Source organism: Rhizobium sp. CAU 1783 (assembly GCF_054551725.1).
In genome coordinates, this window is the sequence record NZ_JBTOLM010000002.1 from 1 (window position 1) to 22,679 (window position 22,679).

Sequence of the window (22,679 nt, forward strand, 5' to 3'; positions counted from 1 at the left end):
GCTCTCCGAGCGCCGCCTCGTTGATGTCGGTCGCCAGCACCCGCGCACCGGCCGCCGCAAAGGCAAGCGCGCTCGCACGACCGATCCCCTGGCCGGCGGCCGTCACGACGACTCGTTTGTTTTCGAGGGAAAGCGACATCGGTATTTCCTTTCTGGATGCTTGCCGTATCAGGCGGCCTTAGGCCGACGCTCGACGATATGGATGTGGTCGGCGGCCAGTACGACCTCGCCCTTCTGGTTGATGACTTCCGTGCGCTCGACCACGCGGCCCACCTCGGGTCGCTTCGGATCGTCCTCCTTCGAATGGATCGTTACCCGGGTATGGATCGTGTCGCCGATGAAGACCGGGCGAATGAAGCGCAGCCGGTCGTAGCCATAGGAGAAGGCGGCCGGGTTGATAACGGACGCAGTCAGCCCGACGCCGATCGAGAACACCATGGTGCCATGGGCGATGCGCTGGCCGAACGGGGTCGTCTTGGCAAACTCGGCGTCCATGTGATGCGGGAAGAAGTCGCCGGTATGCCCGGCATGGACGATGAAATCCGTCTCGGTGATGGTGCGGCCCGTGGTCTGGCGCTGCTCGCCGATCTGGTAGTCTTCGTAGAATTTGAGCTGTTCCATTGTGGGCTTTCTTGTCAGGGCTTTGCGGCGAGCGGGGTGGCGGGGGCTGCGTTCGAGGCATAGAGCGCCTCGACGAGTGCCATGGTCATCCAGGCATCCTCGACCGAGGACACAAGGTCCTGATCCTCGCCTGCGGCGTAGCGCTGCAGATTGGCCATGCGCCCGACGAAGGCGTCGGGGAACCAGGTGCCCTGCAGGGGAACCTCGACCCAGTCGGTCCCGCCCTTCGGATAGATCGCCAGAATGTCGGGCTCGCCCCGCGGATAGTCGAGGTTGACCCCGAGCTGCACATAGGCCGCACCCTCTGTGCCGCAGACGCGGAACTCACAGGCCTGGTATCGGCGGCCGAACTTGTGGTCATGGTTGATTGACACGGCACAACGGACGCGGTCGCCATAGTCGAGGATCGCGGTCGTGCGTGTCTGTGCCATCTTGTGATTGGGATGGCCGATCGATTTGGCATGTACACCCTTCGGATCGCCGAGAATCTGGCGGATGAGATCCAGATAGTGGATCGAATGCATGGCGATCTCGATGCGCGGCAGGCCTTCGAGGAAGGCCCAGAGCTGCCACGGCGTATCGAGCGCGAGATAGACGTCGAAGTCGACGACCTCGCCGAGCAGACCCTTGGCGATGGCATCCTTGAGTGCGAGCATCATCGGCGCAAATCGCAGCTGAAAATTGACGGCGGCCTTGAGCTTCTTCGCCCGGCATATTTCGAGAATTTCCGTTGCGGCGGCGAGGTCGGACCCCATCGGCTTCTGGATCAGCACCGGCGCACCGGCGGGCAGTGCGGACAGAACCTTCGCGTGCGCGGCTGGCGGGGTTGCCAGATCGAAGATCGCACCTTCGACGGCCGCCGCCTCCTCGACCGTCGCATAGGCCTTCACGCCCCATTTGTCGGCCAGCGCCTTTGCCTTCTCGTGATCGGGGTCATAGAGCCCCGCAATCGGAAAGCCGCCTTTGGCATAGGCCGGAAAATGCGCGTCGCCGACAATGGACCCAGCACCGAAAGTCACGATCGGGCGCGGTTTCACTGGTGGCGGCCAGGACTGGGAAAGGGATTTGGGATCAAAATTCATCGTGACGTCTCCTTCGCCGTCCGCGCTGTATCACGCATGGAAAAAGACCTCCTCCATCTCGGCCCACCACTCGCCGTCTTTCCGGGTGTCGAGCGGCTGCTGGCACGGCATGCAGACGGCCCACCATTCCTGGGTGGTCGGATCGGCCGCCATCTTCGCCATGTCGGCCGCAAAGTCGTTGCCATGATATTCGAAGAACGAGAACAGCAGGTTCTCCGGTTCCTTCAGGAAGATCGAATAGTTCTTGATGTTGCAGGCCGAGATCATCGCCAGCACGTCGGGCCACACCGCCGCATGCAGGCGCTTGTACTCGACGATCTTCTCCGGCCTGAGGCCGATCACCATTCCTTTGCGTTCCATGATGTTCTCCTCGCTCAGCGGATTTCGCGGTCGAATTCGACAATTCGACGACTGCGGATCGCGTCCCAGTCCCACTCGATGCCGAGGCCGGGGGCCGACGGAGCCAGCGCCATCCCATCCTCGATCACCAGGCGTGACGTGGTGATGTCGTCGAGCTGCGGGATATATTCGACATATTTGCCGTTCGGCACGGCGCAGGTCAGGCTGACATGCAGTTCCATCAGGAAATGCGGGCAGACCGGCATGTCGAACGCTTCCGCCGCATGCGCCACCTTGAGCCACGGCGTGATGCCACCGATCCGGCCGGCGTCGACTTGCACGATCGAGCACGCGCCGCGTGCCATGTATTCGCGGAAATGGCGGATCGAATAGAGGGATTCACCGACTGCGACGGGCGTGGCGGTCGAGCGGGCAAGGCGTACATGGCCGTCGATGTCGTCGGCTGGCAGCGGCTCTTCAAGCCAGGCAAGGTCGAGTTCGCGCAGCCGTTCCGCCCGGCGGATCACCTCGTCCACGGCAAAGCCCTGATTGGCGTCGGTCATGATCTCGTAGGCGTCGCCGACGGCCTGCCGCACGGCCGAAAGCCGTGCGAAGTCCTCCGCGCCGTGCGGTTTGCCGATCTTGACCTTGGAGCCGCGAAATCCCTTGGCCTTGGCGTCGAGCGCATCCTCGACCAGCGCCTCGGCCGACAGATGCAGCCAGCCGCCCTCGGTTGTGTAGAGCGGGCATCTGTCCTTGGCCCCGCCGGCGAGTTTCCAGAGCGGCAGGCCTTGCTTGCGGGCGCGCAGGTCCCAGAGCGCGGTGTCGATCGCGGCGAGCGCGATCGAGGTGATCGCGCCGATCGTCGTTGCATGGGTGGCAAATTCGAGCTCGTGCCAGATCGCCTCGATCTGGTCGGCGTCGCGGCCGATCAGGCGCGGCGCCAGATGATCAGCAAGAAGCCGCATGACTGAGGAGCCGCCGGTGCCGATCGTATAGCTGTAGCCGGCGCCGATAGCGCCGTCGCTGTCCGTGATCGTGACGAGCGGCGTTTCCTGGCTGACGAAGCTCTGGATGGCGTCCGTGCGCTCGACCTTCGGACGAAGGTCGACCATGGAAAGTTCGACGCGTTCGATCTTCGCCATGTCAGCCCCTCAGGGTCTTGCCGCTGTCGCGGTCGAAGAGGTGGGCCTGCGAGAGGTCGAAGCAGAAGGGCAGGCTTTCTCCCGACTTCAGCGGCCTCGGATTGAGCATGCGGCCGACCCATTCGGCACCACCGAATTCGGAGAAGACGAGGGTTTCGTTGCCGAGCGGCTCGGTGATCGCGACCTTGAGGTCCTGAGCGTGGACATCCGCCTCGTGGCCTGAATGAATGCCGTGGCCGGCGGGATAGAGGTCGTCGGGACGCAGGCCGAAGGTAACCTTCTGCCCGGCCGAGACGCGGCTTGCGAACTGTTTCGGCAGCGGCAGGCTCTCGCCATTGTCGAAGACCATGCGGCCGTCCGCGATTTCGGCATCCTTGAGATTCATCGGCGGCGACCCGATGAAGCCGGCGACGAACTTGGATGTCGGCCGCTGGAAGACGTCTTCGGGCGTTCCGACCTGCTCGATGTGACCGTCGCGCATGATGACGATACGGTCGGCGAGCGTCATCGCCTCGACCTGGTCGTGGGTGACGTAGATCACCGTCGACTGCACCTTGGCGTGCAGTTTCTTGATCTCGGTGCGCATCTGGGTTCTGAGCTTCGCATCGAGGTTCGACAGCGGCTCGTCGAATAGGAAGACGTCCGGATCGCGCACGATGGCACGGCCCATCGCGACGCGCTGGCGCTGGCCGCCGGAAAGTTGCGAAGGCCGGCGCTCCAGCAGGGCGGTCAGGTCAAGGGTGCGGGCCGCCTCCTCGACACGGGGGCCGATTTCCTCCGGCTTCATGCCGGCGATCTTCAACGAAAAGCCCATGTTCTCGCGCACGGTCATGTGCGGGTAGAGCGCATAGGACTGGAACACCATGGCGAGGTTGCGGGCCCTCGGCGGCAGGTCGTTGACGACGCGGCCACCGATCTTGAGGTTTCCGCCGGAGATCGGCTCGAGCCCGGCGATCATCCGCAGCGTCGTCGACTTGCCGCATCCGGACGGGCCGACAAGGGCGATGAATTCGCGGTCGGCCACTTCGAGGTCGATGCCGTGCACCACTTCGAGGGCGCCATAGCGCTTGACCAGCTTTTCGAGGGAAACGGTTGCCATGGTCTATCCTTTGACTGCGCCGGAGGTGAGGCCGGAAACGAGATGCTTCTGCACGATGAAGGTCAGAACGAGCGCCGGGATGATCATCACGACGGCGAGCGCACACATGCCGCGCCAGTCGATGGTGAACTCGGCGGTATAGTCGAGGAGACCGACGGGCAGGGTTTTGGAGTTTACGGAACGGGTGAGCTGCGAGGCGAGCGCGAACTCGTTCCACGAGGTGAGGAAGGCGAAGATGCCGGCAGATGCGATGCCGGGACCGGCAAGCGGAAACTCGACCTGCCAGAAGGCCTGCCAGCGGGTACAGCCGTCGATCTGGGCGGCCTCGGCAAGATCCTTCGGCACCTGCCTAAAGAAGCCATCGATCAGCCAGATGGTGAAGGGCACGTTGAGCGCGACATAGGCGAGGATCAGGCCGAAATGCGTGTCGATGATGCCGAGCTTCGAATAGACGAAGAAGAGCGGCAGTGACAACGCGATGCCGGGAACAGTGCGGGTCAGCATCAGGCCGAGGAAGATCGACGACTTGGCCTTGAAGCGGTAGCGCGCGAAGGCATAGCCGCCGGCCATGCCGATGGCGAGTGAAATCACGGTCGACGTAACCGAGATGATCAGCGAGTTGCGGAAGTACTCGATCACCGGGATGCCGCCCTGGCCGATGCCGGAGAACATCGCCACATAGGCGTCGAGCGACAGGTGCTGGGGAATCCACACCGGCGGTTTCGCCATGATCTCGACCGTCGGCCGGAACGAGGCGAGCACGATCCAAAGGCCCGGCAGGCAGATGATGGTCATGGCCAGGAAAAGGCCGATCTTGTGGGCGACCGACAGGGCGAGCGACTTCAGGCGGGCTTCAGCGTTCTCGTTCATCTCACCACTCCGCAGCGATCTGGGTGCGGGCTGCCGCCAGCTTTTTGTAGAAATAGACGGTGAAGAGGATCGACAGCAGGATGGCGAAGTAGGCCATGGCATTGGCGAGCCCCATGCGGGCGTCGGAATAGGCGGTGCGTGAAACCAGGGTCCAGAGGAGCTCCGTGCGCTTGGCCGGGCCGCCGTCCGTCATGATCTTGACGATGTCGTAGGCGCGCGCGACGTCCAGCGAGCGGATCGTCATGGCGATATAGGCGAAAGGCATGATGAAGGGCCAGGTGACATAACGGAAGGTCTGGAAGGGCGTGCAGCCATCGACGCGCGCGGCCTCGATCGGCTCCTTGGGCATGGCAAGCAGGCCGGCGAGGATCAGGATGGCAAAGACCGAGGTGGACGACCAGATTTCCGCGGTGATGATCGCCCAGAAGGCGAGCTGCCCGTCGATCAGCCACGGGATCGCCTGGTTGGTCAGGCCGAGGGACTGCAGCGCATTGTTGATCAGGCCGATGTTGTCGTTGAACATGAACTTGAACTGGAAGCCCACAAGGATCGGCGAGAACATCATCGGGAACATCATGATGGTTCTGAGCATGCGCTGTCCGCGCGAGGCCTTCTCTACCAGCATGGCAAGGCCGAGGCCGAGCAGCATCTCGACATTGAGCGCGACGGTCAACAGGAGAACGGTGCGTCCGAACGCCGTCCAAAACTCCCAATCGGTCAGGATGCGCTGGTAATTGCGAAACCCCACCAGCGTGTAGAGCGATGCCGGCTGGGTCAGCCGGAAGGCGGTGAAGCTCGAATACAGCGAGAGCAGAAGAGGAATGATGACGACGGCTGCCAGGACGATGAATGCGGGCAGCAGAAGCAGGACGGGTGCCGGGGGTCTCCAGCCTTTCATGAAATGCCTCTCCTGTATGCTTTAATGAAAAATGGTCGGGGTGACGGGTCGGCGGAGCCTCGCATCGTGCGAAATCCCCGCCTTGTTCCGACCGTCTGTTGATTTGGTCTTGCCCCTCATCCGCCTGCCGGCACCTTCTCCGCGCAAGCGGGGAGAAGGAACTCGCGGCGACCTGTCCGTCCCCTCTCCCCGCGTGCGGGAAGAGGGTTAGGGTGAGGGGCAATTCCATCTTACGTGCAAGCCTTACAGCTCGCCGGCGTCCTCGAGGATTTCGGTCGCCTTCTTGGCGGCATCGTCAAGCGCCTGCTTCGACGTCTTGTCGCCGAGGATGGCGGCCTGGAGTTCCGGATAGACGGCGTTCGAGATTTCGATCCAGGACGGCGTCTGCGGAACGGCGAAAGCATGCTTGGCCGCTTCCTGGAAGGCGCTCAGGACTTCCTTCTTGTACGGATCGCTTTCGGCTTGGCTGATGTCCCAGTCCCAGACGGCGGTGCGGGTCGGCAGCGGGCCGGCGGCAGCCTCGAGCTTCTGGCTGTCCTCGTTGGTGAGGAACCAGGCGAGCGAGGCGGCAGCTTCCTTACTGGCGCAGCTTTCCGTGACCGAGAAGCCATGGTGGCCGGACCAACCGGTGCGCTTGCCGGAAGAGCCTGCCGGCTGCACCTTCACGCCGACATTGCCGGCAACCTTGGAAGACTTCGGGTCGTTGAAGAAGGTTGCCCAGCCAGGCCAGTCGAGGTTGACGGCGATGGTGCCGGAGGCGAAGCCCTGACCGAGGTCATCCCACAGATAGTTGGTCGTACCGGCCGGGACCGCCTTGGCCTTGTACATGTTGACGAACCAGTCTAGCGCGCGCACGCCGGCTTCCGAGTTGAAGGCGGGCTTGCCGTCGGCATCGAGATATTCGCCGCCTTCGGCGACCACCATTTCATAGAAGCGGCCGTTGATGGCTTCTTCCTTGCCGGCGAACTGGGTGCCGTAGAAATCCGGCGGGCTGGAGAAGAAGGTGGCCTGGTCGCTCACCTGCTGCCAGGTATCCGGCGGCGTCAGCTCATAGCCGTACTTTTCCTTGAAGGCCTTCTTCTTGGCTTCGTCCTGATAGAGGCTCTTCTGGTAATAGAGCGCGGAGACGTCGAACTGCGCGCGCGGCAGCATCACCAGCTTGCCGTCGAGCGTCGAGGCCTTGATGTTTGCTGGCACGAAGGCGTCAATTTCTTCCTTCGGCAGCAGGGCCGAGAGGTCGGTGTAGATGTCCGGATACTGCGGCGCGAACGAGGAGTGGTTGGAACCGACGCACCAAGAGATGCTCCCGGTTGCGATGTCCGACTTGATCTCCTTGTCGAGTTCGAAGTGGTTCTTCTTCGAAATCACGTTGACCTTGGCGCCGGTTGCCTTCTCCCATTCGGCGATGCGCGCGTAGAGCGCTTCATACTGCTGGCCGCCGATCAACTTGGCGTCGATGGTCACGCCGTCGAACTTGCCCGGCAGATCGGCCGCGCCGACCGCTCCCGCCCAAGCACACATCAATGCGCCGGCTGCAACGCCGGTCCAAAGCTTTGGCATTTTCTCCTCCCATTTGGCTTTCGCCCAGCCCTCACCCATAAGAGCTTCATTCATATACAAACCATTTATTCGCCTATCGTCAAGGTCAAACTATTGCAGGCCATCCATTCTGCGTATATGAACAGGTTGTTTTACTGAAGGGGGCTTAAGCGTGACGGAAGACGACAACGACCGCTATCGTGCGCCGGCGCTCGACAAGGGACTCGACATTCTCGAACTCCTGGCCGCGGTCGATGGTGGCCTTACGCAGGCGGAAATCGCCAAGCGCCTCGATCGCAGCACCAACGAGTTCTATCGCATGCTGGACCGCCTGGTGAAGCGCGGCTACGTGACCCGCATCGACGGTGACCGCTTCGCCCTGACGCTCAAGCTGTTCGGCCTCGCCCAGCTGCACGCGCCAGTGCGCCGGCTGGCATCCTTCGCCATTCCCCTGATGCGCGAGCTCGCCGAGGCCTCCCGTCAGGCAAACCAGCTCGTCGTGTTCGATCGCGGCTATCCGGTGGTGATTGCCCAGCAGGAGGCGCCGGGATACTGGGGCATCTCCATCCGTGTCGGGTCGCGGATCAGCCTGTTCGACACCGGCTCCGGCCACGTGCTGCTCGCCTTCCACACCAAGGAGGAACGCGAGATGATGATCGCCGAAAACCTCGGCAGCAGTGGCGATCATGCCAAGGTCACGCCGGAATTCCTGTCGCGCCTCGACCAGATCCGCAACCGTGGCTACGAAATGATGCCCAGCGCCCAGACGGCGGGTGTGATCAACCTTTCCGCGCCCGTGCTCGGGGCCGACGGCAAGGCGATCGCGGCGCTGACCGTACCCTATATCACGCTCATCAATACGCCGGGCGCGCCGGATATCACCAACAGCATCCACCTCGTGGTCGAGACGACGCGCAAGCTGTCGGAAATGGCCGGCTCGGACTTCAAGTCCGAAGGGTCTTGATCGCCAAAATTCGTATTTGAATGGACGCTTCTTCTGTGGCAGGTTTCCGTCCGCTCGAGGAGGAGGCCCGCATGATCGTCGATACCCATCTGCACCTGATCTACCGTGACCGGCTGGCCTATCCCTGGCTGTCGTCCGTGCCGCCGCTTGACGCTGATTTCACCTATGACGCCTACCAGCGGGAAGCCCGCCGCCTGGGGATCGTTTCGACCTTGCATATGGAAGTCGATGTGGCACCCGACCGGATCGAGAACGAAACCGACCTCATCGCCGGACTGGCCGCCGAAACGGGTAGCCTGCTGAGAGGCGCCATCGCCTCCTGCCGGCCGGAGGAGCCGGGTTTTGCCGCCTATCTCGATCGGACCCTTGCCAATCCCCTCGTCAAGGGCTTCCGACGCGTGCTGCATGTGATGCCGGACGACCTGTCCGAGGGCGCGCTTTTCCGCGAAAACATACGGCGGCTTGGCGGTTCCGGCCTGACCTTCGACCTCTGCGTTCTGCCGCACCAGATCGGAAAGGCGGCCGTCCTTGGCGATCTCGCCCCCGATGTCTCCTTCGTTCTCGATCACTGCGGGGTACCGGACGTCAAGGGTGGCGGGTTTGACGCCTGGAGCGGACCGCTTTCCGAGATTGCCCGCAGGCCGAATGTGACGGTCAAGCTTTCGGGCCTGCCGGCCTATGGTGCCGAGAACTGGACGCTGGAGGACCTGAAGCCCTATTTCGCTCATGTCGCGGAAAGCTTCGGTTTCAACCGGATGGTCTGGGGCAGCGATTGGCCGGTCTGCACTCTCGGCGGCGGGCTCTCGACCTGGGTCGGGACCACCCATGCGCTGCTGTCCGGCGTGAGCCTCGAGGAGAAGGCGAGGGTTCTCTCCGGCAACGCGCGCGCGCTCTGGAGCCTCTGACGGCCAGGCCTCATAGCTTTGATCAGGCTGCGCGGGGCGCGAACAGGATGATGGCCGCGCCGGCAAGCGCAAGCCCTGAGCCTGTCACGTCCCAGCGGTCCGGTATCTGGCCCTCGATCAGCCACATCCACACCAGCGAAGCAAGAATGTAGATGCCGCCGTAGGCCGCGTAGGCACGGCCGGCGGCCTCGCTCGGCACCAGCGTCAGAAGTGTCGCGAAGGCAACGAGCAGGGCAGTCCCCGGCGCCAGCCAGAACACGGATTTGTCGAGCTTCTGCCAGGCCCAGAAGGCAAAACAACCGGCGATTTCGCAGAACGCTGCTGCCGCATAGATCGCGCCAGTGGAGAATATGGGATGCATCAATGCCACCATGTTGAGGGTCGCCCATGGTGGCATCGATCGGCGGCCGGATCCAGCGGTGGACAGGCTTGGCCGTCAGGCCTCGAGGCTTTGCCGGAACCGTTCGTTGAGCCGCGCAATGGCGGCCTTTACGCTGATCGATCCCGTGACGGCATCGTTGATGATGTGCGAGGCCTCTTCCTGGAACGGCATGTAACCGTTATGCCGCGGGCGAAGCCAGGCGCCTTCGAGTGTGGCCCGTGTGCCGCGGTAGAAGTCCAGCGTTGCCGCATTGGCGCCGTCGTCCTCCCAGCCGGCCGCATGGCCGGGCTGACCGCCCGTGCGCCAGTAGCGATCCGCCTGGACGGGGCCGCTGGCGATCCAGTAGGCAAAGTCCACCGCCGCGTCGGGCTCCGTCGAAAAGGCCGAGACGGCAATGCCCGTGCCGCCGAGCGCCGAGCCGACGGGACCGCGTTCCCCGATCGTCGCAATGTCGGTGAAGCTGATGCGTCGGTCTCGAAAACCCGCCAGTGCGTAGCTCACATAACCATAGATCAGCGGGGTGATGGCGATCGGCGAATCTGCGGCGCCCATCCGGTCGAACACGGCGATCGGATCCATGGTCAGGCAGGCGGGGTCGATGAGGAGAGCCAGTTCACGGATCATCTCCAGTGCGCTAGCACCGATCTCGAGGTCGGCGAAAGACTCTTCACCGGTCACCGAGCAGGGGTGGCCGAGGTTCCCCGTCAGCGTAAAGAAACTCATCAGCGAATGTGGTGGCCGAAGCGGCAGTAGGACGCGGCCCTCGCGTGCAAGCTCCAGAACCTCTGCCCAGCGTGTCGGCGCTGCATCGATGAGATCGGGGCGCCAGGCAAGAACCTGCGTCGCGGCATCGATCGGGAAGGCCCATTGGCGACCCTGCCAGTTGTAGCTCGGGAAGGAGAGGCCGACTGTTCCGGCGGCCAGGGCCGCAAAGGCGATCTCGCGCCCCGGTACGTCAAGCGGTGCGAGGCAACCCTCGGCGGTGATCTGGCCGACATGCGGATGGTCGATCACGATCAGGTCGTATTGCCGAGCCAGTTCCTCGACCGGGAAGCTCTCGAAGTCCTGCAGCGAGCGCTTGTCCCACTCGACCGTCACGCCGGTTTTCCTGAGCCAGTCGGCTGAGCAGGCGACCATAGGGTCGTAGCCCCGGGGGTGGCTCCAGGTCATGCCCTTGAGAAGCTTGCCCATCACGCGAACTCCGCTCTGATCTTTGCCGTATGCTCACCGACAAGCGGTGCCGCGCGTCCGCCATGCGGACGCTTGCCATCGATGCGGACCGGGCAGCGGGTGGTGCCGATCGCCACGTCGTCCTCGCGCGTCACGGTCTGCAGCATGTCCAGCAGACGGAAACCTTCGCTTTCTAGCAGTTCGGGCCATTCCAGCACCTTCGAGCACCAGATGTCGGCAGGCTCCAGGATCGACAGCCAGTGCTCGACGCTTTCTGTCGCGATGTGATCGGCTATGATCGTCTTGATCTCGTCGCGCCGGGTGAACCAGGATTTCGTGTCGTCGCGGAAAGGAGCAAGCGCCTCGATGCCGAGAAGGTCCTGCAGCCGGCCGATCGGGGTCATGGCGATTGCAAGATAACCGTTCTTTGCGGGATAGACGCCGTAAGGCGCCGAGAGATAGGCGTTCGCATTGCGGAACGACGAGCGCTTGGGAAGCCGTTTCCCGTCATTGAGATGGGTGGTGAGGAGCTCGAACTGGAGGTCCACGAGGCTCTCGAGCAGGCTGGTCTGCACATGGGCACCTGTGCCCGACATGCCACGGCGGACCAGCGCCGCCAGGATTGCCTGGCAGGTATTCGCGCCGGCGAGCATGTCGGCGATCGAAAGGCCGAGCGGAACCGGTCCTTGGTCTTCGTCGCCGTTCAGCCACATGACTCCGGAGCGGGCCTGCGCCAGCAGGTCCTGGCCGGGGCGCATCACCCAGGGTCCTTCCTCGCCATAGCCGGAGATCGAGGCATAGACGATCCGCGGATTGATCGCCTTCACGGCCTCGTAATCGAGGCCGAGGCGTTCGATCACGCCGGGGCGGAAATTCTGGATCATCACGTCGGCCTCAGCCAGGAGCTTGCGCAGGAAGACTAGGTCGTCGGGGTTCTTGAGGTCGATGCCGAGGCTTTCCTTGCCGCGGTTGATCGCATGGAAGAGTGTGGAGTCGCCGCCGACCTCGGTGTCCGAAAGATAGAGCCTGCGGGAAAGGTCGCCGCCGTCCGGGCGCTCAATCTTGATGACGCGCGCGCCGAGATCCAGCAGTCTGAGCGAACAGTAGGGTCCCGACAGGAACTGGCTCATATCGACGACCGTCAGACCCGCGAGCAGCGGGCTGGCATCATCCTGCATGTCATTCTCCTCCCATGACCGCCGAGGCGGCATCCATCCCTTCCGCCGGTCGCGATCGGATGATGGATGCGGCGGAGAATTCTTATTTAAATTCATCTTTCACATATGGGTGATTTTGACAAGGCCAAAGTTGTCCTGTCGCTCGCAGGGCGAGCGGCCGGATCAGTGGACGGATGTGGAAGCTTCACTCGGCCAGGGCGCCGAGCTCGGTCATAAACTGGTCGGGATCGAAAGCCTCATCGTCGACCAGGTACCAGCGACGTTCAGCGTTCATGTTCGCCGGTGTCGCCAGCCCGCGGGTGATCTTGCGGATGAAAAGTGCCGTGCCTTCGCCCTCGCTTGGGGCATGGGCCAGTATCGTACCGTAGAGTTGGTAGCCGACGCCGACCGGCATCTCGGAGCAAAGCACGGGGCCATCGGGAATGCGCAGGCAGACATGTCTGTCGGCGATGTCGATGTCCAACCGACCGTCCCAATGCTGGTCGAACCAGGCGATCGGGAAGCTTCTGACGCGGTCATTGTACACTGAACCGTGGACCTGCAGCAGATAGCTGCCCAGATCGTCACGACGCGACAGGACCAGCCAGGCCTGATGGCCGGGCCACATCTCAACCACCTTGTCGCTCTGCAGGGCAATGACGAAGGTTCGGGTTGCCTTCGGATCGACCGTGAGGCCGAGCCTCACCGGCGTCTCCCGCGCCCGTGGATCGAGGATCACCAACGGTTCTGCGGAGAGCAGACCCGTCTTCCCCCAGCTGTTGCCGGGCGGGACATCGATCGTCAGCGCACCGTCGGCATAAGAGGCAAAACTGTCGAAATTGCCGCCGCCAGTTGCCGCAGGTTCGAAGAGCGGGGTCGGCTTGCCGTCGAAGATCGTCGTGACGGGAAGCGGTTCGATGCCCGCCGGCGGACCTTCCGGTTCGGGTCTTTCAGGATAGTGACGCGTGACCGTGATCGATCGAAGCGCGAGCTGGGTGGGCAAGTTGATATCCGCGGCATGGGAAAAGGCATAGACGCGGAACCCCGTGCCGCTTGCCAGCAGTGACCATGGCCGTTCCACCAGCACCTTGTCGTCGATCACGACGGAGATCTTGCCCGGCTTCAGCACGAAGCTGACCTTTTCCGGCGCGTCGGGCTTCAGCACGTCCTTCCAGAAATCGTTCTCCCCATGCGGATCGACGTGGAATTCGGATCTCACAGATGCACCGTCCGGCTGGCGGATCCAGTAGAAGCGCGCATCGGGATTGCCCGGCTCGTTGCCGGCGACGCCACCCCAGCCGGGCTCGGCGAGTGCAAAGCCGAAGCCGCTGGTCCGTGCCGGGTCAAGCGTGAAATCGACCCTGACTTCCGCGTCGTCGTGGAACTGGTCGAGCCAGACCAACGGGTCGGAACTGAGCAGTCCCACCTTGCCCCAACCGCTGTTCGCCGGCACGTCGACGACGAGGGCGCCGTCCTTGTAGGTGGCCTGTTGATCGAACACGCCGCCATGCGCCTGATGCGGTATGAAGAGCTTGCTCTCGGTTCCGTCGAACAGGACCTGTTCCCTCGGCGCGCGCCAGCTGTCGAGAGCCACGCTCGGCATCTCGTCGGGTACGAGATCCTCGGAAGCCTCCGGGCCGGGGGATGCGTCATTGGTTCCGGACACGTCTTCGCTTGTGAAATCCTGCCATTCGACCGAGAAGAAGCCCTGCCAGCCGACACCTTCATTGGTGGACCACGTCTTGTCACTCGATGTCCGGAGCCGGTAGGAGCCGGTGGGGATTGGCGTGTTGATCTCCGCCAGCCAATAGGCGTTCGGCACTCCGCCCTGTCCCGGCTCGCCGATTGCCTTCCAGGGGCCGAGCCGCTCGCCCTGCTCGTTGATCAGGGAGATCGTTCCCGGCTGTTTGCCGTGCCCGTTGTTCCAGTGATAGGTCCGCAGTCTGAGAAGCTGGATCGGCCGTGCGATGTTGATCATTGTCGGCACCCGGGGGCCGTTCGCCACGGCATCGATGTTGCCGAGTTCGAAACGCTGCGGCGGCCCGAGGGCGGGGACGTCCGACTGTAGCCGGTCGTCGGCCTCGCCGTCGCCGATCTCGATGGAGGCGAAGATGTCCCAGATCAGTTGCTTGCGTGCCTTCCAATCGGCTTGAGGCATCCAGCCGATGACCTTGACTACCTTTCCGGGGATGACGTCGGCGAATGTTAGGGTGATGCCCTGCACGCCGTCCTCATCCCAGAGCCATTGCTCGACTGACGCCCGATGGCCGGAATAGTTGCGCGGCGCGAGCTTCTGCGCCCCGCCGCTCTCCTCGCTGCCGCCGGAGGATGTATCCTCGACGGCGATGGCCACCGTTGCCCCGAGGCGGGGCGATGGGGCGGGCTCGTCATAATGCGGATTGTCATCTGCCGGACCGTCGCGGCGCGTCCAGTCCGCAGGAACGCGGAGCGAGAGCGGGCCGACGGCGACAATCTGAGTGGGGGCCTGGCCAAGGGCATCGCCGCTCGCCGTCAGCATCCCGAGGAAGATCAGAAGGACAGCGGTGAACCGGTGAAGGAGGGAGCGCGGATGCCGTCTCATGGTTGCCCCTTCAGCTGTGCGAATTCATCCGCGCTGATCAAACCCTTGGCGCGCGCTTCCGCCGCCCAGCTCGCGATATTTTCCTTCGACATTGCCGCCGTCGCGTTGCGGATGATTTCCTGCCGGTTCTTGAGGAAATCGTCGCCCGAAAGCCGGCCGTTCTTCAGCCCGTCATTCAGCTTGCCGAGTGCCATTTCCTGCCAGCCCGGCCCGCTGCCGGTGAGCGCCTTGACCTCGGCAAGCACCTTGGCCCCCTGTTCCGCCCGATAGGTCGCGCCGCCGACCTTCTCCATGGTTTCGAACATCGAGGCCATGTCGCCGACCGCCTTCTGCGGCGACGAGCCGATTGCCTCCAGCATGGATTCGGCCTGCTTGGCTGTCACCTTCATGTCCTTGACCTGCTGGAAGATGTCCATCGCCGCCTGCAGTTGCGGCGGAACGGCCGCGCCCTTCATGCCATACTGTTCGAGGCGGGAGAGGATGAGGTCGTTATACTGCTTGCTGGCCTGGCGCATGCCCTCGGCCATGTTGCGCGCCTGCTCGGCGGGATCCGTTGCGTTCGTCGCGCGATCGAACCAGACCTTGGACTTGTAGGTCACGGTGTCACGGACGTCCTCGACCCGGGTAATGGTCGGTTTGATGCCCTTGTCGAGGAAGTCGCCGAGCTGCACCTCTCCCGGATTGTAGGCTTCCGCATGCCATTTCGATGTCACCGTCTGGTCCATCGTTTCATGGGCATAGTCGTGGATCGCCTTGGTGTCCGGCACACCATCCTTGGTCAGCGGCAGCGGTTCCTTGCGGGTCGTCTTCCAGAAGTTCTGCTCATAGGCTGTCTCGCTGACCTTGTGGTCGATGTCGAAGCGGCGCCCGTCCGGCGCGACGACCTCGAAGGTCACGTCGCGGTCCCGGCCGAAGCTGGTGAGGCCGTCTTCCGGCCGCTTGTTGGTGATGGTCTTCACCTCAATCTTGAAGTCGTCGAGCGAAAGGTTGTTGTTCTTGGCATAGGCGGCCATGTCATTGCGCAGCTTTTCCGCCGCCTTGGGATCGATGCCGAGTTGCTGGGCGACGACCTTCGTGTCACCGGAGCTGCCGAGTAGTTTCTTGAGATCGCTTCCCGCCCCGGCATCGGCCGACTTGTACCAGCCTTCGACCGCCTGCTTGGCCTGCTTGCGAAGATCGTCCGGTATCGCCTTGTCGTTGATCAGCGCCTGAGCAGTCTTGTTGGCTTGCAGCTCGCGCAGGGCCTGCTGATAGGCGTCCGACCCCGGTTCGGTTTTTTTGAGACGGTCGATCAGGGCGGCGGCCTGCTTGCGGTCGCGCTCGACGGCGGCGATGTCGAGAGCTCCGGCACCGCTGTTCTCGAACTTCCTGGCGGCGGCGTCGGCCTTTGCCTTCAAGGCATCCGTCGCGGCTTTTCTCTGCTGGATGAACGCCTTCTCCGCCGCCTCCGCCGCCTCGTCGATCGCCTTGCCGCTGCGGCCGACCGCCTTGGCGGCCATGGCCTTCGCCTTCGCCGAGCCGAGCGTCGCGGCGACCTCGCCGACATCATCGACCAGTTTCGAAGCGGCCCTGGAGCTGGCCATCAGCTTCTCGAGCCCGAGCGGTCCGGCAATCGCCGCAAACCGCAGCATCGCATCGAAGGCGGTGACTTGATCACCGGAAAGCGTCCAGTCGCCCTTGCCGGCCAGGTAACCGGCCACCGCGATGAGATCCATCGTGTCGCCGACGATCGGGATGGCCGACAGCACGTCCTCGACCATTTTCTGGTTCCCGGCAATCTCGTCGAGAGCCCCTTCCGCCGCGATTTGAAGTCCCGACTCGTACTTGCCCAGCGCGCCGGACATCTGTCGGATGCCCTCGAAGATCGCTTTCGGATCTCCGCCCTCGAGCAACCCTATGAAGCGCCCGTCCCATTTTTCCAGCATGGATCTCCGCCAGGCATCGAGAGATGCCGCATCCGATGCCGGCGGTGCTGCGAGCCCTAGGGATTCCCAGAATCCGGGTAGCGCGCCCGGTTGATCGAGCTGCATGATCCGCTTGCGCATCATCGCATTGAACTGCTCGATCTTGTTCATCGGATAGCCCTTCAAGCGAAGGGCCGTCAGGTTCTTGGCCAGCAGCTTTTCATAGTCCGATATTGCCGAATCCGGCCCTTTCTGTGCCTTGGCCGCCTCGATTGCCTTGGCGGCTTCCGCCTGCTTCTGCTTGTCGCGTATCGTCTTCACTTCGCCGATCAGAACATCGACGATCGATGAACCGTCCTCGTAGCGCTGGGAGGCAATACAGGTCGACCATGTCGCCGGATCGTTGGGCAGCGGTTCGTCCCACTCGCCGAATCCTGAGAAATGGCATTTGCCGTCACGGTAGCTGACGCCCACATGGCCGGCCCGCCACATGGTCGAACAGAGACAGGCGTAGAAATCGACGGGCGGCTGTCGTCCGGCCCGCTCGAGCAAGGCGTCTAGCTTGGCCTTGTTGAGGAGGGCGAGTCGTTCCTCGATACGCTTGCGGACCGCCGCATCCGGATCGGCCTGGTCGCTGGTCTCCTGGGCCATGGCGGTTGTGAGAAGCGGCATCAGCAGTGCCGCGCCAAGAGTGAAAACCGAAAGTCGAATTCCAGAAGACTGCGCCATCAGACCCTCCCCGCAGGCTCTTCAATAGAGAGCGCAGGTGCCTTCACCGGCATTGACTTGCGTCAAGTATGTCATTGGTCTTTCGGCGTGCGACCGGGTGGAGCGCAGCCACGTTCATGCGACCATCGTGCAAGCCGGATATTGACGCAGGTCAATTGCGGTCATCCGGCAAGTGATAGACTTTCAACAGTTAAACAGGAGAGGACACTGAGATGGGGTACAGGAGCACGATTGCCGCGACGATGTTTGTCGTGGTGCCGATGGTGGTGGGAATGGGGTCGCTCGGTGAAGTTTATGCCCAGGACTATGACGGAATGAGCTGCGAGCAGCTTTGGTATGAGCGCAACGCGATTTACGCGGCCAAGGGCTACTGCTTCAAGACGCAGCGTGCGCGCAACGTTTTCGGCCGCGGTTGCTTTCCGCCCTATGGCAAGCTGACGCCGGGCGAGCAGCGCCGCGTCAGCAACATCGAGCAGTGGGAAGTCTATCAGGGCTGCAAGTAGTCCGGGTTGCCGGTACCTGATCGGCAGAGGCTTTGGCGGGGGCCACTCCCCGGGACGCAGATCGGCGGCCCGGGGAGTTTTCGTTTGCGGTCCCGAGAATGTGCCTATTGCCCGGTTTTCATTTTTGCCTAGGATGAAAAAAAACGAAAAGAAAAGGGAGGAGCCAGATGCTGTTTACCAGCCGTCAGGCCGAAATCATGGCGCTTGCCAAGGCGGAAGGACGCGTGCTCGTCGACGAACTGGCCACGCGTTTCGCCGTCACGCCGCAGACGATCCGCAAGGACCTGAATGATCTGTGCGACGGCAAGGCTCTCACGCGTATTCATGGCGGCGCGATTTTTCCGACCGGCAACGAGAACGTCAAGTATGAGGCGCGCCGGTCCATGGCAGCCCCGGAAAAGCAGGCGATCGGTCGGGCGGCGGCGGCCCTCATCCCCGACAATTCCTCCCTCTTCATCAATATCGGTACGACGACCGAGGCCGTGGGCGAAGCCCTGACTGACCATAAAGAGCTGATGGTCATCACGAACAACATAAATGTTGCCAACAGGTTGCGCGTCTTCCCGTCGATCGAGGTGGTGATCGCAGGCGGTGTCGTCCGCGGCTCCGACGGCGGTATCGTCGGCGAAGCTGCCGTCGATTTCATCCGGCAGTTCAAGGTGGATTTCGCCGTGATCGGTGTTTCGGCAATCGACGAGGACGGTGCGCTGCTCGACTTCGACTACCGCGAAGTGAAAGTCGCCCAGGCGATCATCGCCAATGCGCGCCATGTCATCCTGGTGTCTGACGCATCGAAGTTCGAGCGCACCGCGCCGGTACGGATCGGCCATATTTCCCAGGTCCATACCTTCATCACCGACCATTGCCCCTTGGAATCCATCCGCCGGATCTGTGCGGAAAACGACGTGCATCTTCTGGAGACGCGTGACGGCGATGGCGGCATCAGGGACGATCGTTAGGCGCCTTCCCGAATCTTCGTTTGACATTCGATTTTGTTTCGATTTAGATGATCCAACTTTCGCAATTGCGTAAAATTGTGCAATGCGAAAAGGGGAGCGAGAGCGAATGCAGGTCGATCAGGTTTTCGACGTCTTTGTCATCGGGGGCGGCATCAACGGCTGCGGCATCGCGCGTGACGCCGTCGGCCGCGGCTACAGCGTTGCGTTGGCCGAGATGAAGGACTTCGCCGCCGGCACGTCCTCCGGTGCGACCAAGCTTATCCATGGCGGCCTGCGTTATCTCGAATACTACGAGTTCCGTCTCGTGCGCGAAGCTTTGATGGAACGCGAAGTGCTCTGGGCGATGGCGCCCCACGTCATCTGGCCGCTGCGGTTCGTCCTTCCCTATCAGAAGGGCGGTATTCGTCCCGCCTGGCTGATCCGCCTCGGCTTGTTCCTTTATGATCACCTAGGTGGCCGCAAGCTGCTTCCTGCGACGAAAACCCTCGATCTGCGCCGCGATCCGGCCGGCAAGCCGTTGAAGCCTGAGTTTTCCAAGGCTTTCGAGTATTCCGACGGCTGGGTCGATGACGCGCGCATGGTCGTGCTGAATGCGCGCGATGCCGCCGACCGTGGGGCAACGATCCTTGACCGCAAGCGTGTGACGTCGGCCCGTCGCGAAAATGGCCTCTGGACAGTGGTCGTCTCGGACGAGGCTTCGGGCGAAATGCAGACGTACAAGGCCCGCATGCTGGTCAACGCCGCGGGGCCGTGGGTCGACCAGGTTCTCGCGGGCACTCTCGGCCGCAACAACGTTCACAATGTGCGTCTGGTTCAGGGCAGTCATATCGTGGTGAAGAAGAAATTCACCGATCCGCGCGCCTATTTCTTCCAGAACCCTGACAACCGGATCATTTTCGCGATTCCCTACGAAAAGGACTTCACGCTCATTGGCACGACGGATCGTGACTATACGGAGGATCCGAAAAATGTGAAAATAAGCGAAGAAGAGATCGCGTATTTGTGCAATGCTGCCAGCGAATATTTCGCTGAGCCGGTTCGACGGGAAGATATCGTGTGGAGCTATTCGGCCGTGCGTCCGCTCTACGACGATGGTGCATCGAAAGCCCAGGAAGCCACCCGTGACTACGTTCTGAAGCTGGATCGTCCCGCAGAGGATGCGCCGCTTCTCAATGTCTTCGGCGGGAAACTGACCACCTATCGGCGTCTTGCCGAACATGCGCTGGAGAAAATCGGCGAGGCGATCGGCGTGAAGGGCACTTCCTGGACGGGGACGAGCAGACTGCCGGGGGGAGACTTCGGCGCGACGACTTATCCCGCCGAAGTCGACAAGCTGATCCGTGTCTGCCCGTTCCTGGAGCGGCGGCATGCCGAGCGGCTGGTCCGTTGCTATGGCACGGACGCGCAGAGGATCGTCGGCAATGCGAAGCGTGCCGAAGACCTCGGGCGGCATTTTGGCGGAACGCTCTTCGAGTGTGAGGTGCGCTGGCTGATCGAGCGGGAATGGGCTCGCAGCGCCGAAGACGTGCTCTGGCGCCGCACGAAACAGGGTTTGTATCTGACGGCCGGGGAGGCCGCGGAACTTGAAAACTACATGGCAGCCGCCGCCCGCTGAGAAGCGCGCAGCCGCTTTAGAATAGCCGAAGGTTCGGAGGAGGCCTAAGGAATAGATGCTTGAATTGCGCAATGTCTCGAAGATGGTTGCCGGCGAATATCATATTCGTCCGACCGATCTCGTCTTGCAGCGAGGGTCGCTGAACGTACTGCTCGGGCCGACGCTGTCCGGCAAGACCTCGCTGATGCGCCTGATGGCGGGCCTCGACAAGCCGACCGCCGGATCAATTCATTTCGACGGCGTTGACGTGACCGGGATGCCTGTCCAGAAGCGCAATGTCGCGATGGTCTACCAGCAGTTCATCAATTACCCGGCATTGACCGTTTACGAGAACATTGCCTCGCCGATGCGGATTGCCGGCAAGGATGCCGCGACCATCGATCGCGAAGTCAAGAAGGCCGCCGACCTCCTCAAGCTCACGCCCTATCTCGAACGCACGCCGCTCAACCTCTCCGGCGGCCAGCAGCAGCGCACTGCGCTGGCGCGCGCCATCGTCAAGAACGCCAATCTCGTTCTTCTCGACGAACCGCTCGCCAATCTCGACTACAAGCTTCGAGAGGAACTGCGCGAGGAATTGCCGAAGATCTTCGCCCAGTCGGGCGCGATCTTCGTCTACGCGACCACCGAGCCCTCCGAAGCGCTCCTCCTCGGCGGCAATACCGCGACGCTCAGTGAAGGTTCGGTGACTCAGTTCGACGAGACCATTCGCGTCTATCGCCACCCGGTCGACCTGCTGACCGCTCGTACCTTCGCCGATCCGCCGCTCAACACGATCGAGCTGGTGAAGTCCGGCGGTCAGTTCCTGCTCGCCGGCCGGCCGATCCTGCCGGTGCCGGCGCATCTGGCCGCAATCGCCGACGGTCCGGTGACGATCGGCTTCCAGCCGCATCACCTTTATCTCGAACGTAACGACCATGCGACGACCGCGCTTTCGGCCACGACGCTGGTGTCGGAAATCGCCGGTTCGGAGAGTTTCATCCACCTGCACTTTGTCGGCGCACGCTGGGTCATGCTGGCCCACGGCATTCACGACATCGATCCGGATCACGAGCTCGAAGTCTTCATCGATACGCGCCACCTGATGGCGTTCGGCTCCGACGGGCGCGCGCTCGTCGACGTCGCCGCGGCGTGAGGGGGGAGAGACCATGGCACGCATCAATCTCGATCATATCCGCCACGCCTACAGCCCCAAGGCCAAGGCCGCCGGCGACTACGCGCTGAAGGAAGTCCACCACGAATGGGCCGACGGCGGCGCCTATGCCCTGCTGGGTCCATCCGGCTGCGGCAAGACCACGCTGCTCAACATCATTTCCGGGCTCATTCACCCCTCGGACGGCCGCATCCTGTTCGATGGCGTCGATGTCACGGCTCTTTCGACCGAGGCGCGCAACATCGCCCAGGTGTTCCAGTTCCCGGTCGTCTACGACACCATGACGGTCTACGATAATCTCGCCTTCCCGTTGCGCAACCGCCATGTGCCGGAAGCGGACGTCGACCGCCGGGTCAAGGAAATCCTCGAGATGACCGATCTCGCCGGCATGGCCGGAAGGCGTGCGCAGGGGCTCACCGCCGACCAGAAGCAGAAGATCTCGCTTGGACGCGGCCTCGTCCGTTCCGACGTCAACGCGATCCTGTTCGACGAGCCGCTGACCGTCATCGACCCGCACATGAAGTGGGTTCTGCGCTCGCAGCTAAAGCGGCTGCATCGGCAGTCGGGCTTCACCATGGTCTACGTCACCCACGACCAGACCGAAGCTCTCACCTTCGCCGACAAGGTCGTCGTCATGTATGACGGCGAGATCGTACAGATCGGCACGCCGGCGGAACTGTTCGAGCGTCCGAGCCACACCTTCGTCGGCTACTTCATCGGCTCGCCGGGCATGAACCTCATGTCGGCCGTCGTCGAGGGGGCCGCCGCGGTTGTCGGCGACCAGTCGATTGCGCTTGCAACAGCGCCGAAGATCGCTGCCGGCGCCAAGGTTGAACTCGGCATTCGGCCGGAATTCGTCCGCCTCGGCCGCGAAGGCATGCCCGTCCGGATCACCAAGGTCGAGGACATCGGCCGCCAGAAGATTGTTCGCACCGTCTTTTGCGGCCATCCGCTTTCGGTCGTCGTGCCCGAGGATGCGGAGATCCCGGGCGAGGCGCATGTCACTTTCGAGAGCCAGGCGATCGGCATCTATGCCGACAGCTGGCGCGTCGGGCAGGAGGGCTGAC

General features: G+C 62.7%; 21 protein-coding genes. 7 read left to right on the forward strand and 14 right to left on the reverse strand.

The features are described from left to right. The 9 genes from ACX93L_RS06760 to ACX93L_RS06800 form a co-directional block, all read right to left on the reverse strand. Positions 1-139 (reverse strand): SDR family NAD(P)-dependent oxidoreductase (locus tag ACX93L_RS06760; protein ID WP_459405340.1); only part of this gene is annotated, 139 nt, incomplete at its 3' end. A gap of 29 nt (positions 140-168) precedes the next feature. Next, positions 169-621: a MaoC family dehydratase gene (locus ACX93L_RS06765; protein WP_459404156.1), complete on the reverse strand. Its 453-nt coding sequence runs from the start codon at positions 619-621 to the stop codon at positions 169-171. 14 nt (positions 622-635) lie between these two features. Further along, on the reverse strand, positions 636-1,703 hold the full coding sequence (locus ACX93L_RS06770) for a Gfo/Idh/MocA family protein (RefSeq protein ID WP_459404157.1): 1,068 nt from the start codon (positions 1,701-1,703) through the stop codon (positions 636-638). 30 nt (positions 1,704-1,733) lie between these two features. After that, entirely contained in the window at positions 1,734-2,063 is a 330-nt protein-coding gene (locus ACX93L_RS06775; protein WP_459404158.1) for an L-rhamnose mutarotase, read from the reverse strand. A 14-nt stretch (positions 2,064-2,077) separates the two neighbouring features. Then, positions 2,078-3,187 (reverse strand): mandelate racemase/muconate lactonizing enzyme family protein, encoded by a 1,110-nt coding sequence (locus ACX93L_RS06780; RefSeq protein ID WP_459404159.1) that lies wholly within the window; start codon positions 3,185-3,187, stop codon positions 2,078-2,080. Between the two features lies 1 nt (position 3,188). Continuing rightward, positions 3,189-4,286, reverse strand: a complete 1,098-nt coding sequence (locus ACX93L_RS06785; RefSeq protein ID WP_459404160.1) for an ABC transporter ATP-binding protein — start codon at positions 4,284-4,286, stop codon at positions 3,189-3,191. 3 nt (positions 4,287-4,289) lie between these two features. Further along, on the reverse strand, positions 4,290-5,156 hold the full coding sequence (locus ACX93L_RS06790; RefSeq protein ID WP_459404161.1) for a carbohydrate ABC transporter permease: 867 nt from the start codon (positions 5,154-5,156) through the stop codon (positions 4,290-4,292). Between the two features lies 1 nt (position 5,157). Continuing rightward, a complete protein-coding gene (locus ACX93L_RS06795; protein WP_459404162.1) occupies positions 5,158-6,054 on the reverse strand; it encodes a carbohydrate ABC transporter permease in 897 nt (298 codons plus the stop codon). A gap of 243 nt (positions 6,055-6,297) precedes the next feature. Further along, positions 6,298-7,614 (reverse strand): type 2 periplasmic-binding domain-containing protein, encoded by a 1,317-nt coding sequence (locus ACX93L_RS06800; RefSeq protein WP_459404163.1) that lies wholly within the window; start codon positions 7,612-7,614, stop codon positions 6,298-6,300. A gap of 151 nt (positions 7,615-7,765) precedes the next feature. Here ACX93L_RS06800 and ACX93L_RS06805 point away from each other — a divergent pair, with 151 nt between their 5' ends. Together ACX93L_RS06805 and ACX93L_RS06810 are read left to right on the forward strand one after the other, a co-directional pair. Then, positions 7,766-8,557 carry an IclR family transcriptional regulator gene (locus tag ACX93L_RS06805; RefSeq protein WP_169592684.1) on the forward strand — a complete coding sequence of 264 codons (792 nt, stop codon included), beginning with the start codon at positions 7,766-7,768 and terminating at the stop codon, positions 8,555-8,557. Positions 8,558-8,628: 71 nt separating this feature from the next. Continuing rightward, positions 8,629-9,462 carry an amidohydrolase family protein gene (locus ACX93L_RS06810; protein WP_459404164.1) on the forward strand — a complete coding sequence of 278 codons (834 nt, stop codon included), beginning with the start codon at positions 8,629-8,631 and terminating at the stop codon, positions 9,460-9,462. A 22-nt stretch (positions 9,463-9,484) separates the two neighbouring features. Here ACX93L_RS06810 and ACX93L_RS06815 read toward each other — a convergent pair whose 3' ends face one another. From ACX93L_RS06815 to ACX93L_RS06835, 5 genes are all read right to left on the reverse strand, one after another. Beyond that, a complete protein-coding gene (locus tag ACX93L_RS06815; protein WP_459404165.1) occupies positions 9,485-9,835 on the reverse strand; it encodes a YnfA family protein in 351 nt (116 codons plus the stop codon). 63 nt (positions 9,836-9,898) lie between these two features. Next, positions 9,899-11,035, reverse strand: a complete 1,137-nt coding sequence (locus tag ACX93L_RS06820; protein ID WP_459404166.1) for an extracellular solute-binding protein — start codon at positions 11,033-11,035, stop codon at positions 9,899-9,901. Next, positions 11,035-12,192: a CaiB/BaiF CoA transferase family protein gene (locus ACX93L_RS06825; protein ID WP_459404167.1), complete on the reverse strand. Its 1,158-nt coding sequence runs from the start codon at positions 12,190-12,192 to the stop codon at positions 11,035-11,037. Before ACX93L_RS06825 ends, ACX93L_RS06820 begins: the two co-directional genes overlap by 1 nt. Before the next feature lie 184 nt (positions 12,193-12,376). Then, on the reverse strand, positions 12,377-14,752 hold the full coding sequence (locus tag ACX93L_RS06830) for a hypothetical protein (protein WP_459404168.1): 2,376 nt from the start codon (positions 14,750-14,752) through the stop codon (positions 12,377-12,379). Then, a complete protein-coding gene (locus ACX93L_RS06835) occupies positions 14,749-17,385 on the reverse strand; it encodes a hypothetical protein (RefSeq protein ID WP_459404169.1) in 2,637 nt (878 codons plus the stop codon). Before ACX93L_RS06835 ends, ACX93L_RS06830 begins: the two co-directional genes overlap by 4 nt. A gap of 212 nt (positions 17,386-17,597) precedes the next feature. On the opposite strand from ACX93L_RS06835, the gene ACX93L_RS06840 reads away from it, so the two are divergent. The 5 genes from ACX93L_RS06840 to ACX93L_RS06860 all read left to right on the forward strand — a co-directional run bounded on the left by ACX93L_RS06840 (position 17,598) and on the right by ACX93L_RS06860 (position 22,678). After that, entirely contained in the window at positions 17,598-17,888 is a 291-nt protein-coding gene (locus tag ACX93L_RS06840) for a YARHG domain-containing protein (RefSeq protein ID WP_459404170.1), read from the forward strand. A 167-nt stretch (positions 17,889-18,055) separates the two neighbouring features. Next, entirely contained in the window at positions 18,056-18,847 is a 792-nt protein-coding gene (locus ACX93L_RS06845; protein WP_459404171.1) for a DeoR/GlpR family DNA-binding transcription regulator, read from the forward strand. Positions 18,848-18,953: 106 nt separating this feature from the next. Further along, positions 18,954-20,462, forward strand: coding sequence for a glycerol-3-phosphate dehydrogenase (gene glpD / locus ACX93L_RS06850; protein WP_459404172.1), 1,509 nt, complete (start codon positions 18,954-18,956; stop codon positions 20,460-20,462). Positions 20,463-20,517: 55 nt separating this feature from the next. After that, positions 20,518-21,594, forward strand: coding sequence for an ABC transporter ATP-binding protein (locus ACX93L_RS06855; protein ID WP_459404173.1), 1,077 nt, complete (start codon positions 20,518-20,520; stop codon positions 21,592-21,594). Positions 21,595-21,607: 13 nt separating this feature from the next. Then, the gene (locus tag ACX93L_RS06860; RefSeq protein ID WP_459404174.1) at positions 21,608-22,678 is read left to right on the forward strand and encodes an ABC transporter ATP-binding protein; all 1,071 of its coding nucleotides are present in this window, start codon (positions 21,608-21,610) and stop codon (positions 22,676-22,678) included. The last annotated feature ends 1 nt before the right edge of the window (position 22,679 follow it).

Excerpts from the sequence above, each read along its gene's own strand:
- ACX93L_RS06830 (WP_459404168.1), bottom strand. The coding sequence starts at position 14,752 with ATGAGACGGCATCCGCGCTCCCTCCTTCACCGGTTCACCGCTGTCCTT.
- ACX93L_RS06785 (WP_459404160.1), bottom strand. The coding sequence starts at position 4,286 with ATGGCAACCGTTTCCCTCGAAAAGCTGGTCAAGCGCTATGGCGCCCTC.
- ACX93L_RS06840 (WP_459404170.1), top strand. The coding sequence starts at position 17,598 with ATGGGGTACAGGAGCACGATTGCCGCGACGATGTTTGTCGTGGTGCCG.
- ACX93L_RS06765 (WP_459404156.1), bottom strand. The coding sequence starts at position 621 with ATGGAACAGCTCAAATTCTACGAAGACTACCAGATCGGCGAGCAGCGC.
- ACX93L_RS06815 (WP_459404165.1), bottom strand. The coding sequence starts at position 9,835 with ATGGTGGCATTGATGCATCCCATATTCTCCACTGGCGCGATCTATGCG.
- ACX93L_RS06845 (WP_459404171.1), top strand. The coding sequence starts at position 18,056 with ATGCTGTTTACCAGCCGTCAGGCCGAAATCATGGCGCTTGCCAAGGCG.
- ACX93L_RS06835 (WP_459404169.1), bottom strand. The coding sequence starts at position 17,385 with ATGGCGCAGTCTTCTGGAATTCGACTTTCGGTTTTCACTCTTGGCGCG.
- ACX93L_RS06820 (WP_459404166.1), bottom strand. The coding sequence starts at position 11,035 with ATGGGCAAGCTTCTCAAGGGCATGACCTGGAGCCACCCCCGGGGCTAC.
- ACX93L_RS06790 (WP_459404161.1), bottom strand. The coding sequence starts at position 5,156 with ATGAACGAGAACGCTGAAGCCCGCCTGAAGTCGCTCGCCCTGTCGGTC.
- ACX93L_RS06855 (WP_459404173.1), top strand. The coding sequence starts at position 20,518 with ATGCTTGAATTGCGCAATGTCTCGAAGATGGTTGCCGGCGAATATCAT.
- ACX93L_RS06825 (WP_459404167.1), bottom strand. The coding sequence starts at position 12,192 with ATGCAGGATGATGCCAGCCCGCTGCTCGCGGGTCTGACGGTCGTCGAT.
- ACX93L_RS06795 (WP_459404162.1), bottom strand. The coding sequence starts at position 6,054 with ATGAAAGGCTGGAGACCCCCGGCACCCGTCCTGCTTCTGCTGCCCGCA.
- ACX93L_RS06770 (WP_459404157.1), bottom strand. The coding sequence starts at position 1,703 with ATGAATTTTGATCCCAAATCCCTTTCCCAGTCCTGGCCGCCACCAGTG.
- glpD (WP_459404172.1), top strand. The coding sequence starts at position 18,954 with ATGCAGGTCGATCAGGTTTTCGACGTCTTTGTCATCGGGGGCGGCATC.
- ACX93L_RS06800 (WP_459404163.1), bottom strand. The coding sequence starts at position 7,614 with ATGCCAAAGCTTTGGACCGGCGTTGCAGCCGGCGCATTGATGTGTGCT.
- ACX93L_RS06860 (WP_459404174.1), top strand. The coding sequence starts at position 21,608 with ATGGCACGCATCAATCTCGATCATATCCGCCACGCCTACAGCCCCAAG.
- ACX93L_RS06780 (WP_459404159.1), bottom strand. The coding sequence starts at position 3,187 with ATGGCGAAGATCGAACGCGTCGAACTTTCCATGGTCGACCTTCGTCCG.
- ACX93L_RS06775 (WP_459404158.1), bottom strand. The coding sequence starts at position 2,063 with ATGGAACGCAAAGGAATGGTGATCGGCCTCAGGCCGGAGAAGATCGTC.
- ACX93L_RS06810 (WP_459404164.1), top strand. The coding sequence starts at position 8,629 with ATGATCGTCGATACCCATCTGCACCTGATCTACCGTGACCGGCTGGCC.